Below are 16,731 nucleotides of genomic sequence, written 5' to 3' on the forward strand. Positions count from 1 at the left end.
GCACCGAGAAGGTTGGATGAAGCTAGGGTCTGAGTAGCGGAGCGTACGTTTTGGGTACGTGAGCAACGGAAAGCCCGGCTGAATTCAAGATTCGACACCCGATCCGCTTCTTGACTTGCTTCGTGATCGGAAGATGACTTTTTGAACTACCGTTTCAATGAAGGTTCAAAAAGACAGGTTTTGAGCACCGAGAAGGTTGGATGAAGCTAGGGTCTGAGTAGCGGAGCGTACGTTTTGGGTACGTGAGCAACGGAAGGCCCGGCTGAATTCAAGATTCGATGCCGAATAACTTCGTGGTTTACTTCGTGATCAAAAGATGGCTTTTTGAACTACCTCTTAAAGGAAGGAAGTGCAAGAATGCAGCGTAAAATTAACTGGCTCCTGGTGCTGTTCAGTCTCATCGGCGGAGCGGTTGGGGCCGTGATCGGCGAACTGCTGCTTGGCGAGCTATCGGGCAGGCTGCCTGGATTTGTCGTGGTGGGGCTCTATTTTGGCATCCTGGCCTTGTCCGTCGGCTTATTCTGCCTGATTGCCGAAATGATCTCCCCGCGATTGAGCGGGGCGTCCTGGAGGCAGCGGTATGTCGGTACTTCGTGGAAACTGCTCGTTCCGGTAACCTTGGTCATGCTCCTGCTCGCGGGAGCGCTTTTTGAGTTTTTGTATGAGCTGAATGTAGGACGGGCGCGAACGGTGAAAGATATCGTCCTGATTATTGATAATTCCGGGAGCATGCAGGAGACCGATCCGGATGACCGCCGTTATGAAGCGGCGAAGTCCCTGGTCGGGCAAATGGATAGCGGCAAGCAGGTTGCCGTTATCAGTTTCGATGATCAGCCCGTGCTCATTCAGCCTTTCATCCGTGTCCGTGATCAGAGTGCAAAAAACGAAGTCAACGCCGCGATCGACGCGCTTGAACCGACGAATGCGGGAACGGATATCGGCGAGGCGCTGCAAGCGGCGATGGAACAGATCAAGGGGCAATCCGGCTCCAGAGGCGCGATGGCGATTCTGCTGTCGGACGGGGTCAGCTCCGTTAACCTGCCGCAAGTGCTTGCCGATTACCAGGATCGCGGCGTAGCCGTAAATACGATCGGCCTTGGCCTCAGCGCGCCGGGAGGCAATATTGAAGGGGCGGCGCTGCTCCAGGAAATCGCCGCTCAAACCGGCGGGCAATATTATGATGTGGCCGATGCGTCCAACCTGACCTTTGTGTTCCAGAAAATATACGACAACAACCGGGATGAACGCACTTTAGTGACGGAGCGTACCGGAACGATGGAAAATAGCCCGTATTACATGATTCTGCGAATCGTGTTTATACTCGGACTGGGCGCGCTGCTTGGCCTCGCGCTCGGCATGATGTTCGATAACCGGCATTTGGCCAAAAGCTTTACGATAGGCGGAGCTGTGTCCGGACTGCTTGCGGGCGTCCTGCTGGAGCAAGGCCTCGGCGGATGGCAACCGGGAGACGCGCTGATCCGGCTGCTTGCCTGCCTCGTGCTGGCCGCCGTGATGACGATGTTCACGCTTGCCGTACCGGTCCCGGCGGACGGTGTCCGGTCTGCTATGCGCCGTAGAGGAGCTGCTGTTCAGAACGGCGCGGCCGGATATCAGGAGCCTGCCCGAAACCGGCGCAATAGCGGATTTTAAAGGGCAAAGGGGGCATTGCGATGCGATTCGTCGAGGCGGAGGAAGGCTTGCCGCTCATCACGCAGCTTAGTTACAAGATCGATGAGGATCGCTGCAAGCTGCAGTGGCAGTGGCCTGAAGGAATACAGGCGGTTTATATCGACAAGCGGTCCGCAGAGCGGGAGCGGCAGGGGGAGTACCGCAATCCCCCTTCTGCCGCCGGATTGAAGCTCTACACCCGTGAAGAGTATAAGGCGGCGGGAGGTTATGCGGACCGGATCGACACGATTGGACTCGTCGCCTATACGGTTTATGCCTGCATCATGGATGACGGGGACAAACGTTTGGTCTATCAGCCTGACGGGCGGAACACCGTGGAGTTCAGTACGGGGCGGGCCAAAATCCGCTATTCCGTCTCTCATAAGAGCGGTCTGCTGCGAAAATATAAAACGGTGCAGATCTCGGTGCTCGCGGAAGTGGAGATTCCGAAAGAGGCGCTTTGTTATGTGAAAAAGCAGGGCAGTTATCCGGTAAGTATCGATGACGGGACCGTATATCCTTTTCTCAGGGATTTCCCGCCGGGCAGAAGCACCTTGCCTCCGATCGAGGTAGGGAAAAATGATTACGTACGGCTGTTTTTTACCGACGGCCCTAAGTACGGGAGATTGTACGAACTGATTCCGGAATAATTGCGCTACTATAATAAGTTGAACTAAAGTAGGGAACGAGTAAGGCAAGAGTGGGAAATGATTCTGAAGAAACTAAAAGCTTTCTGGAAGAAAGCTGCATCGGAAGCATACGCTTGGTCGCCTTTGTGAGCGGATTTCTACCTTGTTTGAATTTATTGAATCAAAAAAATCCGCGAACAACAGCGATCGTAAGAACATTTCACACGGCTGCCCTATCGCATCCAATCCATAGTTCAACTTATATAGTGAGAGGAGGAACACGATGGGTCTGTTTGATTTGTTTAAAAAGAAATCCCCGGCCGAAGAGCGGCCGTTGTTTTACGATATTGTCTGCCCCTATTGCTTCAGTAAATTCGGACCGGATGAAGTTGTATTCAGGGCGACGCATTACCGTGAAGACGATGAGGACTACGCGCTTGGCGAGGACGAAGCGCTGAATAAATACAGGGAGCGATTCGGTCTCGATACCGTCTATGAAATTGAGGCGATTTTGCGCCCCCAGGACGTTCCGGAAGAGCATCTGATCTATTCGGATCATGTCCTGACCGGACTAAACGACCGCTATGGGGAAGTGACCCGGCGCAGATTATGCCCGCACTGTCATAACGAGCTGCCGGTAACGGCGGGCAAAGTGCCCAGCAATATTATTTCCATCATCGGAGCCTCCCAGGTGGGAAAATCCGTTTATATGACTTCATTGATTCATACGCTGCAGAATACGACGGCCGATCATTTTGACGCGGCTTGTATGCCGCTTAACGCCGAAATCAGCCGCAAATTCCGGACCATCTATGAAGAGCCGCTGTTTGAGCGCGGCGAACTCTTGCCATCGACCCAGAAAGAGAAAATGCAGGAGCCTTTTATTTTTCAATTTGTGTTCAAGGATGAGTCGAAGCCGCCGCTCACGCTCGTTTTCTTTGATGTAGCGGGCGAAGGCATGGTGGATCAGGACTATCTTGGCTTGCAGGGGCAGCATATCAAAAACTCCTCAGGACTACTGTTCATGGTCGATCCGCTGCAAATCCGCTCCATCCGCGAGAAAATTCGCATCAACGCCGGAGACAAACCGGGCGAGTGGGTGTCGCAATATGATGAACCGCGCGATGTGGTACTGACGATGTTCGGGGATTTTATCGCTTATGAGGATAAGGGGAAAACGGACATCCCGACCGCGGTTGTGCTGACGAAAAGCGATATGCTGCACGCCTTGAAGGATGAAGAAGGAGAATACATCAAGTCGAACAGCAATATTTTTAACCATGTGGTGCATCGTAAATATTTTAATGTGACCGAATTTGAAAATATCGACGGCGAAATCCGCCGTTTTATTGAGAAAGTGGATCGGCCCTTTAAAGGTACGATGGACGTTTACTTCAAAAACACGGGATATTTTGCGGTATCCGCGCTCGGCAGCAATCCGGTCGATCAGAAGCTGCAAAACGTCGTGCAGCCGATTCGCGTGGACGAACCGTTCATTTGGCTGCTGTACAAATTGAATTACATTGAGGGGAGAGAATGATCGTGAAGCAAGTTTCTCCCGCAATGATTCAGCAGCAAATCTATACAAGGGAGCGGAGCGGGTTATTTCGCGGAACGGAAGGTTTTGATACGGTTGCGGCCTCGGACGGGTTGGACTCCGTGTTTATCAAGAAGCAGCTCCATCCATTCTGCGTATACGACGCTCCCGCGGAATTGGCTTCCCGGGGCGAGAAGGAGGCCGCAGGCTATCCGCCGGCGATCCATTTATTCCATACCGATGGCGGAGATACGGTGCTGGGACGGAGCATTTATCAGCCTGTGGATTTTACCGGCCTGCGCAGCGCGTTCCTTACTCATAACTACGTGATTCCGGCGGCGCGGCGGGATGAGATCGTCACCGACTACAGCCGTTATTTTGAAGCAGATTATGCCGAAAAATATTTCCAGGAGATCGGCCGGGTGCTGCCGGAGCTTGAGCATCTCCCGCAGCGGAAGCGGAACCCGCTGCTCCGGCAAAGCGGCCCATCCGGTTTGCCGGCGGGCGAATTGCTGGATGAACTGAAATTGGACGAGAAAAGCTTTAAACGGCTGCTGTTTGCCGTTATGACCGCGGTTGGCGAAGGCAGAAAAAAAGTATATGTTGCGCTGGATGTTCCGGCGGAGCAGATTACGCAATACGCCGCGGCGCTGCTTAAAGTGTTGTTCGCCTGTCTGCCGTTCGAGCAACGCCGGCGCTTCGGATTCCTTACTTACGCCAAGGAGCCGCAGAGCCGCAAACATATTCACCTGCAATTCGTGGAGCGCGGAAGCTTGCGGCCGGGTGACCGGGAAATCGAAAAAGAATATGTGTTCGATCTCGCTGCCGGACGGCTGCCGCAGGATGAGGTGGATGACGGCAGGCAGCCTTATCTCGATTTTGTATGGCGCGCGGTGGGTGAGCTTGAAAGCTTGGAGGATTTCCATCGCTTCGCGGATGATATGCTTGCGGCCAAGGAGCCGCAAAGCCGGGGGTTGTTGTCCGTTTACCACGAGCTGTGCGTGTTTTACCAGGTGGAAAAAGGCCGTTGGGATTTATACGAAAATCATAAATTAACGGTGCTGCGGGGGCTGCTCGGTTATTTGGAGCCCGCGGACGCCCCGGACTCAAGCTTGCGGCTGAACGATATATTTCTGGCCGCCTTCGACCGGGAGTTTGACCGGATAAAACAGCGGAATATCCCCGAGCTGGCGGTCGTGGAATGCTTCAGGGATTATTACCGGCTGGATGGCCGGAATTATGGTCCCAAGCTGGTCAATTATTTGATTCATGCGATTAACAAAGCGCTGGCGGAAGAACGGACAGAGCTTGCTTACGCCTTGTATGCTTTGGCCGAGAGCCAGCCCGAGCTGAGCAAAGCGTTTTTTGGCACAGTCCTGAAGCTTGACGGGCTGTCCGACAGATTGTTTGAGCCTTACATCCGCAACAAGCTGGCCGAAGCGCAGGGGCCCAAGGAAGTTCTGAACATCGTGCATAGCTGGGCGATCGCCCAGCCGGATTTGCTGCGGAACGCTTCTTTTCAGGAATATGCCGTTGAGAGTTTAACGGACAAGCTTCGCAAGCAGCAGCGCTTGCTGTCCGCCGTACACATGGTGCTGGAAAATATCCGCAAATGGGAAAGAACGCCTCTATCTGACAGCGGAATGACGATGGCCGATTCGCAGTTGGCGGAGCTTCTTTCGCTGGCCGCCAAAAACCTGCTGCTGAATGACCTGGAAGTGGACAAGCTGACCCAGGACCAAGTGGTGTCCGCCGCCTTTTTAGGCAGAACGGATGCTTTTGCCGGTTTGCAGCTTGAGGGCCGGCAGCGCAATCATGCCGATATGCTGCAGACGCTGTACGAATGGTTTACCCGGCGTGAGTCTATGGAGGATATTTTTCAAGCTTTGTCCGCAAGTGACATGAAGCGGGTACAGCAGTTGGGACGCGAGTGGCTGCAGTCCGGCATCGAGCTGGTGCAGTTTGGAAAAATCGTGCTGGCGTTTTATCAAGACGCCGATTCCGGGTTTGCCGATTATGATGAGGTGCTGGAGTATCTCCATCAGCATGCCAAGGATAAGGAAACGATTTACGAGTTCATGCTGTGGTCGCAAGGCCATCCGTATTTCGCCGGGTCCAAGGGCCTGGTTCCAGCCTACGCCGCGGCGCTGTTAAGGTATTTTGACAAATATGACAGAAGCGCATTTAAAAGTAAGGAGTACCGGACCCTTTATTTCGAGAAAGCGGGAGCGCCGCTGGCGAAGGTGTTTGCTGAGGCGCGTCTGGCGCTCTCCTCGCCGCTGAAGCGGTTTTTGGCCCAAAACGGGAAAAAAGTCGGAGCGACCATGATCGTTCTGGCCTCCGGTCTGGTTGTGACCGCCGGTATTTTGTTCGTGATGCAGCAGCAAGGGATGCTGGGGCCCAAAACGCCTGTTGAAGCAAACCAGCCGCCTGCTCAGGCAGAGGAACCGGAGGCGCTTGTCTACGCAGACAACGTTGCAGGTGCCGATGATACGGAAACGACTTCGCTTGTATTTCTGTTCCCAGGGGCGGAGCAGTGTACTGCCTTTGTTCCGTCAGCCTTGACGATCGAGTCTTCGGGGGGCTCCGCTCAGCAATTTACGAATTTGAAATACGAAAGCAATTGTACCGCTGAAAGTTCCGGTGCCGGAGATTCGGGGACGGCGGGGACGACCGGACCGAGCGGCGCGGCCGGCGGAGCAGGAACCGACGATGCGAAAAGTGATGATGCGGCTGCAGGGGGAAATGAGGGAGATGCCGCTAAAGATACGAAGGAAAATGTGAAGGAAAACGGGAAAGAAAATGTGCAGGGAAATGCCGGGGGAAATACGAAGGAAAGTGTAAAGGAAACGGCAGGGGACCAGGGCTCTGGACTATCCGGAGATAAGGAAGCCGGTTCAAACGGCGGAACCAATGCAACGGACGCGACCAAAGCAACGGATACAACGGGTGCAGGCAATGGAACCAAGGGAACCAGAGGAACCGATGCAGCCGACGCGGCCGATGCAACCAATACGAAAGACAAAACCAATACGAAAGACAAAGCCAATACAAGCGATAAAACCAGTAAAACTGATAAAACTGCTGCAAACGGCGCAACCAATAAAACTAATAACACCGAGACCAATCCGGCCGGCAAAACCAATAAAGCCGGAACAAATTCAGCCGGAGCATCCGGCACCGGTCAGCTTGACGATGCTTCCAATCCCAAGTCCGATAAGTCAATCGGGGCTGGGGGCGAAGGAATGAAGGAGTCGGCGTACCCGTATCGTGTTGCGGTTTCATTAGGCATGAAGCTGGATGTCCCGGCAGGTAGCCTGATCAAGTTGGGCGATCAACAGTTTACGGTCATTACTCGCGAAGAGGCCCAGTCAATGATGAGTCCGGTAGAATCTCCAGTAGAATCTCCGAAACAATAACCGTATGCGGCGGGTGCGCTTATGAAGTGTGGCCAGATAGCCAAGTTGACGATAGTAATGGGGTGGCGTAACCAAATCAATTGCAAATGTGCAGTTGATTTTCCGCCAAAGGCCCTTAAAGCGCAAGTGAAATGCAAAAATGCATTTGTTTTGTGTGAAATTGGAAGGATATGGTACTATGGCTGGGGATGAACTGCACTTTTGCAGTTGAGACGCTCGTTTCGAGTCATTTCGACGGAAATCGCCTGCACTTTTGCGTTTCGCCGCCTTTCGCAAGCCCCGATCCATCGTACTCCCCATGCCAGACGGGGAGTAGGATAAAGAACTCGCCGCAGGCCAGGGCAATAGCGGTAAAAAAGGGCGTTATAATCGGCAATGTAGGGAGTCCAGATAAAATAGAGGAATTTTTTGCCGCTATTTTTAGTGGAAGGGGGCCCTGGGCCCCCTTTTTCCATCTTGGCCCCCAAATAGGAACAAAAAGTTCCGCTATTTGACGAGAGTGGGGCAATATGATCAAAATAACGACTTAAATTACCGCTATTTGGATGTAAACTAGAAAGTAGACACGCTGTAACAGCCATTTCCCAGCAAGGAGTTGGGGGAAAGGTAATTTTTACGAAAAGCGAGCAGGCCCCCGTCCGGATTTCCGAGGCGGGGCCTGTTTGTTTTGCAGTAGCCTGACCAACCGTATCAATTCGTCTTCGACTTATTGTAGATGTCGAATGCCACGGCGAGGAGCAGGACGAGCCCTTTGATGCCCTGCTGCCAGTCGACGCCAAGCCCGATGAGCGACATGCCGTTGTTCATCACGCCCATGACGAGCCCGCCGATGATCGCGCCGACTACGGTGCCGATGCCGCCGGAAGCGGAGGCACCGCCGATAAAGCAGGCTGCGATGGCGTCCAGCTCAAAGTTCGTGCCGGCCTTCGGCGTGGCCGAGTTGAGCCGGGCGGCGAAGATGAGGCCGGAGAGCGCGGCCAGCGCGCCCATGTTGACGAACACCCAGAACGTCACTTTTTTCGTCTTGACCCCCGACAGCGTGGCGGCCTTCTCATTGCCGCCGAGCGCGTAGATATGCCGGCCGGGGACCATGCGGTTCATCACGAAGGAGTAGATGACGATCAGGAAGAACAGGATGATCAGAATGTTCGGAATGCCGTTATAGGTGGCCAGTACCAGGGTAAAAAGATTGATCACCGCCACCAGCACGGCGATTTGCAGCATAAACGTCCACATCGGCGGCACTTCAAACTGATACTTTATCTGCGTCCGGCGCTCCTTCCATTCCTGCCAGATGTACAAAATGGACAGCAGGATGCCGAGCACGACCGTTAATACGTGCAGCCCGCCGCCGCCGAACCAGTCGGGGATGAACCCGGAGCTGATGCGTTGGAACGATTTCGGAAACGGTGCGATCGACTGCCCGCCCAGCACAATCATCGTCAGGCCGCGGAACAGCAGCATGCCGGCCAGCGTCACGATAAACGCCGGGATTTTGACGTAAGCGACCCAGAAGCCCTGCCAGGCTCCGATCAGCGCCCCCATGATCAGCGCAAGGATCACCGCCAGAAACGTGGGCACTTGCCAGTCGACCATCATGATCGCCGCCAGCGCGCCGATAAAGGCCGCGACCGAACCGACGGACAAATCGATGTGTCCGGTGATGATGACGAGCACCATGCCGATCGCCAGCACGAGAATGTAGCTGTTTTGCAAAATCAAGTTCGTGATATTCAGCGGCTTCAACAGAATCCCGTCGGTCAAAATTTGAAACAACACCGTAATGAACACCAGTGCGATGATCATCCCGTACTGGCGGATATTTTTGCGGAAAAGTTCGCTAACTGCTTGCATCTGCCTACCCCCTGCCTCGAGTCATCGATTTCATCAACACTTCCTGCGTCGCATCCTTGCGGGCGACCTCCCCGGTGATTCGCCCTTCGCTCATGCAATAGATGCGGTCGCACATGCCGAGAATTTCCGGCAGCTCCGAAGAAATGAACAATATCCCTTTGCCCTCGTCCGCGAGCTGATTGACGATCGAGTAGATTTCGTATTTGGCTCCAACATCGATGCCGCGCGTCGGCTCGTCGAGAATGAGAATTTCCGGCTGCGCGTAGATCCATTTACTGAGCACGACCTTTTGCTGGTTGCCGCCGCTGAGGTTCACCGTTTTTTGCAAAATGCTCGGCGTCTTGATATTGAGCTTCTTCCGGTACTCCTCCGCGACAAGCACTTCCTCCTGTTCGTGAATGACGCCGCGGCGGGACAGCCTGCCAAGACTGGTGAGCGAAATATTCCGCTTGATATCGTCGATCAGGATCAGGCCGTATTGCTTGCGGTCCTCGGTGACATAAGCGACGCCGTGCGCAATAGCCTGGCTGATGGAGTCGAACCGGACCTCTTTTCCGTGCAGGAACAGCCGGCCTTTAATTTGCCTGCCGTAAGAACGCCCGAAGATGCTCATCGCCAGCTCCGTTCGGCCCGCGCCCATCAAGCCGGCGATCCCGACGATTTCGCCGCGGCGGATCGTCAGGTTGATATCGTCCAGCACCTTCCGCTCCTCCTGCTGCGGATGGTAGGCTTCCCAACCCCGAACCTCGAAGATTACTTCGCCGATACGGGGTTCGCGTTCAGGGTATCGATGGGTTAAATCGCGTCCGACCATGCCTTTGATAATCATGTCCTCGGTCACCTGATCCGCCTTCATATCGAGCGTTTGGACCGTTTTGCCGTCCCGCAAAATCGTGATCGCATCGGCCACCTTGCTGATTTCGTTCAATTTGTGCGAGATGATGATCGAGGTGATGCCTTGTTTTTTCAGCTCCAGGATGAGCGCCAACAGGTTTTCGCTGTCGCTTTCGTTGAGCGCCGCCGTCGGTTCGTCCAGGATGAGCAGCTTGACCTGTTTGGCCAGCGCTTTGGCGATCTCCACCAGCTGCTGTTTGCCGACGCCGAGATCGAGCACCCGGGTGGCCGGCGATTCGTCCAGCCCGACGGTTTCGAGCAGCTTCCGCGTTTTGATCGTCGTTTCGTTCCAGTCGATAAGCCCGCGCTTTTTTTGTTCGTTGCCGAGAAAAATATTTTCCGCGATCGACAGATACGGGATCAGCGCCAGCTCCTGATGGATAATGACGATGCCGAGCTGTTCGCTTTGCTTGATATCCTTAAACTCGCAAAACCGGCCGTTAAACAAAATGTCCCCCTCATAGGTGCCATGCGGATAAACGCCGCTTAACACTTTCATCAGGGTAGATTTTCCGGCACCGTTTTCCCCGCAAAGCGCGTGGATTTCGCCTTCCGCTACCTGTAAATTGACGTCGCTGAGCGCCTTGACGCCGGGAAACGTTTTGGTGATGCCCCTCATTTCCAAAATAAGTTTTCGCAAGTGCCGCCACCTGCCTTTCTGCCGCGTTGATGTAAAACAGCGGCGGCCGGGAAAGCCGTCCGCCGCGGGAGCCGGTTTGCCGCTGTACCGGCTTGCTGTGATGCCATTTCCGTAGTCCGCGTATCTCCGGCCGCGGGGCTACAAGCCAAGCTCCTCTTTGGTGTAATAACCGGTCTCGACCAGCGTTTTTTCCACATTGTCCTTATCCACGGAGACCGGCTCCAGCAAATAGGAAGGGACAACCTTCACGCCGTTATCGTATGTTTCGGTATCGTTCACTTCGGCCTCCGTGCCTTCGAGGATGCTTTGTGCCATGGCCACCGCTTTTTTGGCGAGCTCGCGCGTGTCTTTAAATACGGTTTGCGTTTGTTCGCCCGCCAGAATCGATTTGATCGAAGCGAGTTCGGCGTCCTGGCCGGTCACGATCGGCAGCGGCTTGTCGCCGGTGCCGTATCCCACGCCTTTGAGCGAGGAGAGGATGCCGATGCTGATGCCGTCGTACGGGGACAGCACGGCGTCGACGTTTTCCGTCGAATAGTGGGCGCTCAGCAAATTGTCCATCCGCGCCTGGGCGGTGGCCCCGTCCCAGCGCAGCGTGGCGATTTGCTCCATTTTCGTCTGTCCGCTGCGCACGACCAGTTTGCCCGAGTCGATATAAGGTTGCAGCACCGACATGGCGCCGTCATAGAAGAAATAAGCGTTGTTGTCGTCCGGCGAGCCGCCGAACAGCTCGATGTTGAACGGGCCTTTGCCGTCTTTGAGGCCCAGTTTCTCTTCAATGTAGGCGGCCTGCTGCACGCCGACCTTGAAGTTGTCGAAGGTGGCATAATAGTCGACGTATTCGCTGTTCATGATCAAGCGGTCGTAGGCGATGACCTGAATGCCTTGATCATGGGCTTTTTGCAGCACATCGGTCAGCGAGCCCCCGTCGATCGCCGCGATCACCAAAATTTTCACGCCTTTGGTGATCATGTTTTCGATTTGCGATACCTGATTTTCGATGACGTCTTCCCCGTATTGCAGATCCGCAGTGTAACCGAGCGCTTCGAATTCCTTCGCCATGTTCTGGCCGTCACCCACCCAACGCTCCGACGATTTCGTCGGCATGGCGAGGCCAACCGTGCCTTTGCTGGCACCGGAGTTTCCGCCACCGCCACTGCCGCCGTTGCCGGTACTGCTTCCGGCCTCGTTGCCGCCGCCGGCTCCGTTGCCGCCTGTTGCTCCATTGCCGCCGGCCCCGCCGTTTCCGCATGCCGCCAGCGTCAGAACAACGACCAGCGCCAGCAGGATTGTCGTGAATTTTTTCATGACCCAACCTCCCGATTGAAAATTCTATATAAGCTGAACCAAAGAATCGTACCGGAGTAGGCAAGAACAGTTCATCCGGTTGCCTCCAACCGCACAATCATAAGTTCGGCTTATATGGTTTGAATGCGTTTGCAAGATGAGTATAGCAAGGGACAGGGGAGGGCGTATTTACAATGAATCTACTCTTTTTATAAAAATCCAACTAAAGTTTTGGCACAGCTTTGAAATAGGTGTGCCGGGGGAAGGACGCCGCCGAAGGTGATGTAGCGTAAAGGACACTAGGGGCTCTATTGCCGCAGAAACAGGAGATCACAAAATGTAACGGGAAATCAGCAAATAAGGTCATTTGAGTCCGTTAGCGTAGAATATACGTGGTATACACGCGGTATACACCCGGACAAAAAAGGGAAAAAAACGAAAGAAGAAGAAACCGGGGGTCACTCGGTTCCTTCTTCTTTGAGGTTGAACGCGCCTTTGCGGTACTGGAGCGGGGAAATGCCGGTGGTCCGTTTGAACGCCGTGCTGAAGTAATGCTGCGTTTCATAGCCGACTTGTTCGGCGATTTCCGCGATCGTCAGCTCCGTCGCGTTCAGCAGCTGAGCTGCCCGGCGGATGCGGATTTGCGTCAAATAGCTGTTGAACGAGGCGCCCAGCTCCTGCTTGATCACCCGGCTTAAATAGACGGGGGAGGTTTGCAGCGCCCCGGCCATTTTTTCCAGCGTCAGCCGGCGGTCGGCGAAGTGCTCCAGCATGTACTGTTTGGCCCGGCGCACCAAAGGCGAGATGGCGGTTTCTTTCATCACCGCGGCTTTGCCGCTGCGGTAAACGGCGGGCAGGTCCGTCACTCCGCCGCCGCTGCCGCCTTCGGCCAGATGAACGTCGACGGCGATCTTCAGGTTGGCCCGCACCGCGGTTTCGATGCGGTGGAAATCCGCTTCCGCCTCCAGGCTCCACAGCAGTACGACGATGAGTCCGAACGGGTCGCGGAATATCGCCTTGGGGTAGGAGGAGAGCAGTTCGGAAGCGATATTTTCGATCGCGAACAAGTACAGCTGGCGTTCGGATTCCTTCATGGCCGCCGGCGCGCCGGCGGGCTCGCGCAGCCGGATCACGCCAAGCCAATCCGGGCAGGCGGCAGGCAGCTTTAGAAACTGCAGCTGCTCCAAAATCTCGGCCTCCGTCATGCTGCCGTCCACCCATTCCTGGCAGAACCGTTCCCGCAGCAGCGGATAACTGCGGGAGATTTGCCGGGAGGCGGCCTGCCAATGGAGCTGCCGTTCCGCCTCCTCCTCAAGCTCCGTCCGGACCTGCAGCAGCACCTTTTCGAGCTGCGCCGGGTTGGCCGGTTTGAGGATATAATCTTTGACCTGAAGGCGGATCGCCTTTTGCGCGTAGGCGAATTCGTCATGGCCGGTAATAATGACGATTTTGCAGCCCGGGAGCTGCTCGCGGACGCGCTTCATCAGCTCGATGCCGTCCATGATCGGCATATTGAGGTCTACGAGCAGTATATGAACACGATGCCGGACGGCGAGTTCCAGCGCTTCTTCGCCGTCCTCGGCTTCCGCGGCAACCGTAAGCCGCAGCTGCTCCCAGTTGACGCTGTCCCGGATGCCTTCCCGAATGATCATCTCATCGTCGGCAATCAGCACCTTCCAGCGGAAATCAGGGGACAGACTGTTTTTGTTCATGCCCTTCTCCATACGCTCACTCATGGTTTATCCTCTCCCAACGTACGTTGTTCTCCCGGATCAGCGGGTGCGTCACCGTCACGACCGTTCCCCGTCCTAATTCGCTTTGAATGGCGATTCCGTATTTGGCGCCGAACGTCAAAGCGATCCGCGCCTGCACGTTCAGCATGCCGTACCCCTTGCCATCCGCGGAATCGGGGGCCGGTTCAGGCTTCGGCGAAGGGAGTTCGGCAGCGGCTGCCCCCGCGGATTGCAGCTGCCTTTGCAACTGGGCCAGCCGCTCGGGGGGAATGCCTTTGCCGTCGTCGCGGATCGTGACCACTAGCAAGCCGCCGTCTTCGGCCGCTTCGATCACGATATGCCCCGGCCCCCGGCGCTCCTTGATCCCGTGATAAATCGCGTTTTCCACGATCGGCTGCAGCATCAGCTTCAAGACATAAACGCCTTGAAGCTCCGGGGCGATATGCAGCGTGTAATCCAGCTTGTTTTGGTACCGGACATGCTGGATTTGCAAATAGCTGCGGACATGCTCCAGTTCGTCGCTCAGCGGAATGATGTCGTTGCCTTTGCTCAGCCCGATCCGAAACAGCTTGGACAGCGATTCCGCCATTTCGGCGATATCGTCCGCGCCTTTGCGGCGGGCCATCCAGTGGATCGTATCGAGCGTGTTGTACAGGAAATGCGGCTTGATATGCGCCTGCAGGCTGCGCAGCTCGGCTTCGCGTTTTTGCCGCTCCTGCAGTTCGGTCAGCGAGAGTAGCCGGCCAATCTGCTGCAGCATCGCGTTGAACTTGCGGCCCAAATGGCCGATCTCGTCGGTGCGGTCGCTCCAGTGGCGGATCGTCAGGTCGCCGGACTGGGCCTTTTGCATAAAGGACGTGAGTTGGACGATCGGCCTGGAGATCGAGTGGGCCAAGTAGAAGGAAGCAGTCATGCCCAGCATGCAGACGACAAACACGAAGCTGACGACGTAAAAACGGATTTCCCGCATTTCCGCGGCCGACTCTTTCATCGTAAAAACGCCGACCGTCGTCCAGCCGGTAAACGGAGAGACACGGTAGATGAACTGCAGATCGCGTCCCCCGGCCCATGCCGAATACGTTCCCGAGCCCTCCAGGTTCATCCGCTCCAGCGGAATGCGGTCGGTGTAGGGCTCCGGCGGGGCGTATATCGGCTGGCCTTCCTGGTCGAGCACCGTCAAATATCCGGTTTTGCCCAACCTGACGTCCTGCGCGGCTTCGGCGATCACGCGGAGCTTCAAATCGATCAGCACAACGCCTTTGACCTGCTGGGTGTCGGGGTCGAGAATCGCCCTGACGGCCGAAACGACCTCGCTGTCCTTGTAGCTTACGTGCGTCGTTACATTGCGCTGATGCGGGTGGCCGATCACCTTGAAGATGCCTTTGCTCCGCACCGCCTCCTTGTACCAATCTTCCGCGGTCAGCTTTTCCGGAGTTCTGGCGTACATTTCGTTGCTGATGTAGTCACCCTGGCTGTTGACGACCAAAATGCCGGCCACTTCAGAGTACAATGTCGTAAAGCCTTGCAGAAATTTGCGGATCTCGAAGTGGTCCGCTTCGGATTGTCCCTCAAGAAACCGCAGCACCTCCGGATTAAAAGAGATAAAGTAGGTCATGTTTTGCAAATTTTCCACGTAGGTTTCCAGCGATTTGTTTACCTTCCCGATCAACTGCAGCGTATTGTCGGTAATTTGGCGTTCGATGATGCGGTCGACCGTCCAGTTGGTCAACAGGCCCAAGCCGATGGAAGGAAGGATGCTGATCAGCAAAAAATGCACGATCAATTTGTAGCGGATCGGCAGGTTGTTCAGGGTGAAACGGCGCAGCTCCCAGCTTTGCCCGTATCGTTTATTTCGCATAGTAATCATCCACATTCTGCCGCGTCACGACGGTGATGCCGGTGTCGGCTTGCCGGGGAATCCGCGCAGTCCCGGCATTTGGCGAGCCGCCTTGCCCATGCTTCAGCGAAAACAAAAACTGCAGGGACCAATACCCCATGTTCCAGGTGCCCTGGGCCATGGTCGCGGCGATGTCCCCGCTTTTGACGAGGTCGAGCGTGCCTTTGTCGGTGTCGAAGCTGATGATCCGGGGGCCGTTGCCCGCCTTAGACCCGGCCCCGGCCGCCCGCACCGCTTCGGCTACGCCGATGCCGCCGTTTGCCTCCGTGGCGAAGATGCCGGAGACGCTTGGGTGCGCCCGCAAAATTTCCTCCGCGGCCTGGCGGGAAGCGAGCTGATCGCCTTTGCCGTTTTTGACCTCGACGATCCGCATCCCGGGAAATTCCGCGGCGATCGTCGCGGCGAACCCGTCCGTACGCTCCTGATGATTTTGCTGATCCGGGGCGGTGACGACGGCGACTTCCCCTTGGCCGCCCGCCAGCTCGGCCATTTTCCGCGCAGCCTCCACGCCCGCCGCGTAATTGTCGGTGCCGAGGAACGAATATGCTTTGCTCCCCGGCGCGTTGGAGTCGAACAGGACGACCGGGATGCCGGCGTCGACCGCCTTGTCGATCGTGGCCGTCAGCAGGGAGGGATGGATGGCGGAGATGGCGATGCCGGCCGGTTTTTTGGCGATGACCTGCTCCAATACGGTGATTTGCTCATGGACGTCGCGCTGGGTGGAGCCGCGGTATTCCACCGATACGTTTAAGGCCTGGGCCGCGTCCTCAAAGCCTTTCAGCCCGCTTTTCCAGTAATCGATGCCCATTTGGAACGTTACCATGACATATTTTTCGCCGATTTCCCCGCGCAGGCCGCCCGTTCTCCACTGCTCGTTCATGCGGCTCTGCTGCGCCCGGAAATCCAGCACGTAAAGCGCAAAGCAGGCGATCAGCAGCAAATAGACGATCCAAATCTTTTTCATATGAAACCCCTTTCAAAAGATAGGTCCGAAAAAGGAGATGAACTTCGACAACATCATACTATGTTTCGCCGGAAAATATCATTATGTTTTTGCGACGCCGTTAAGCTGCCGGGTTAGTTCAGTCACAATATTGTTATTTTAAATCGTGGTAAGCTAAATTTAAGTTTCTGAGCGCGGGGGAAGAATAGAAGGAAGTCAAGTCTTAAAAG

Annotated in this window: 10 protein-coding genes; 4 read left to right on the forward strand and 6 right to left on the reverse strand. The window is 55.4% G+C overall.

Features of this window, described 5'->3' with window-relative positions:
- Window positions 1-357 precede the first annotated feature (357 nt).
- From NYE69_RS05695 to NYE69_RS05710, 4 genes are all read left to right on the forward strand, one after another.
- Window positions 358-1,650: a vWA domain-containing protein gene (locus tag NYE69_RS05695; protein ID WP_340925025.1), complete on the forward strand. Its 1,293-nt coding sequence runs from the start codon at window positions 358-360 to the stop codon at window positions 1,648-1,650.
- A gap of 20 nt (window positions 1,651-1,670) precedes the next feature.
- Entirely contained in the window at window positions 1,671-2,318 is a 648-nt protein-coding gene (locus NYE69_RS05700) for a beta-mannanase (protein WP_155620746.1), read from the forward strand.
- Window positions 2,319-2,580: 262 nt separating this feature from the next.
- Window positions 2,581-3,837 carry a TRAFAC clade GTPase domain-containing protein gene (locus tag NYE69_RS05705; protein ID WP_036626650.1) on the forward strand — a complete coding sequence of 419 codons (1,257 nt, stop codon included), beginning with the start codon at window positions 2,581-2,583 and terminating at the stop codon, window positions 3,835-3,837.
- Window positions 3,838-3,839: 2 nt separating this feature from the next.
- A complete protein-coding gene (locus NYE69_RS05710) occupies window positions 3,840-7,253 on the forward strand; it encodes a GAP1-N2 domain-containing protein (RefSeq protein WP_340925029.1) in 3,414 nt (1,137 codons plus the stop codon).
- A 690-nt stretch (window positions 7,254-7,943) separates the two neighbouring features.
- Here NYE69_RS05710 and mmsB read toward each other — a convergent pair.
- From mmsB to NYE69_RS05740, 6 genes are all read right to left on the reverse strand, one after another.
- Window positions 7,944-9,107 (reverse strand): multiple monosaccharide ABC transporter permease, encoded by a 1,164-nt coding sequence (gene mmsB / locus NYE69_RS05715; protein ID WP_340925031.1) that lies wholly within the window; start codon window positions 9,105-9,107, stop codon window positions 7,944-7,946.
- Between the two features lie 4 nt (window positions 9,108-9,111).
- Window positions 9,112-10,641: a multiple monosaccharide ABC transporter ATP-binding protein gene (gene mmsA / locus NYE69_RS05720; protein WP_340925033.1), complete on the reverse strand. Its 1,530-nt coding sequence runs from the start codon at window positions 10,639-10,641 to the stop codon at window positions 9,112-9,114.
- Window positions 10,642-10,779: 138 nt separating this feature from the next.
- Window positions 10,780-11,949: a multiple monosaccharide ABC transporter substrate-binding protein gene (gene chvE / locus NYE69_RS05725; RefSeq protein WP_340925035.1), complete on the reverse strand. Its 1,170-nt coding sequence runs from the start codon at window positions 11,947-11,949 to the stop codon at window positions 10,780-10,782.
- Between the two features lie 437 nt (window positions 11,950-12,386).
- Entirely contained in the window at window positions 12,387-13,664 is a 1,278-nt protein-coding gene (locus tag NYE69_RS05730) for a response regulator transcription factor (RefSeq protein WP_340925037.1), read from the reverse strand.
- Entirely contained in the window at window positions 13,657-15,528 is a 1,872-nt protein-coding gene (locus NYE69_RS05735; protein WP_445744751.1) for a cache domain-containing sensor histidine kinase, read from the reverse strand. The genes NYE69_RS05730 and NYE69_RS05735 overlap by 8 nt, the downstream gene beginning before the upstream one ends.
- Entirely contained in the window at window positions 15,509-16,522 is a 1,014-nt protein-coding gene (locus NYE69_RS05740; RefSeq protein ID WP_155620733.1) for a substrate-binding domain-containing protein, read from the reverse strand. The genes NYE69_RS05735 and NYE69_RS05740 overlap by 20 nt, the downstream gene beginning before the upstream one ends.
- Window positions 16,523-16,731 lie beyond the last annotated feature (209 nt).

It is taken from the genome of Paenibacillus sp. FSL R5-0527 (assembly GCF_038008055.1).
Classification (GTDB): domain Bacteria; phylum Bacillota; class Bacilli; order Paenibacillales; family Paenibacillaceae; genus Fontibacillus; species Fontibacillus macerans.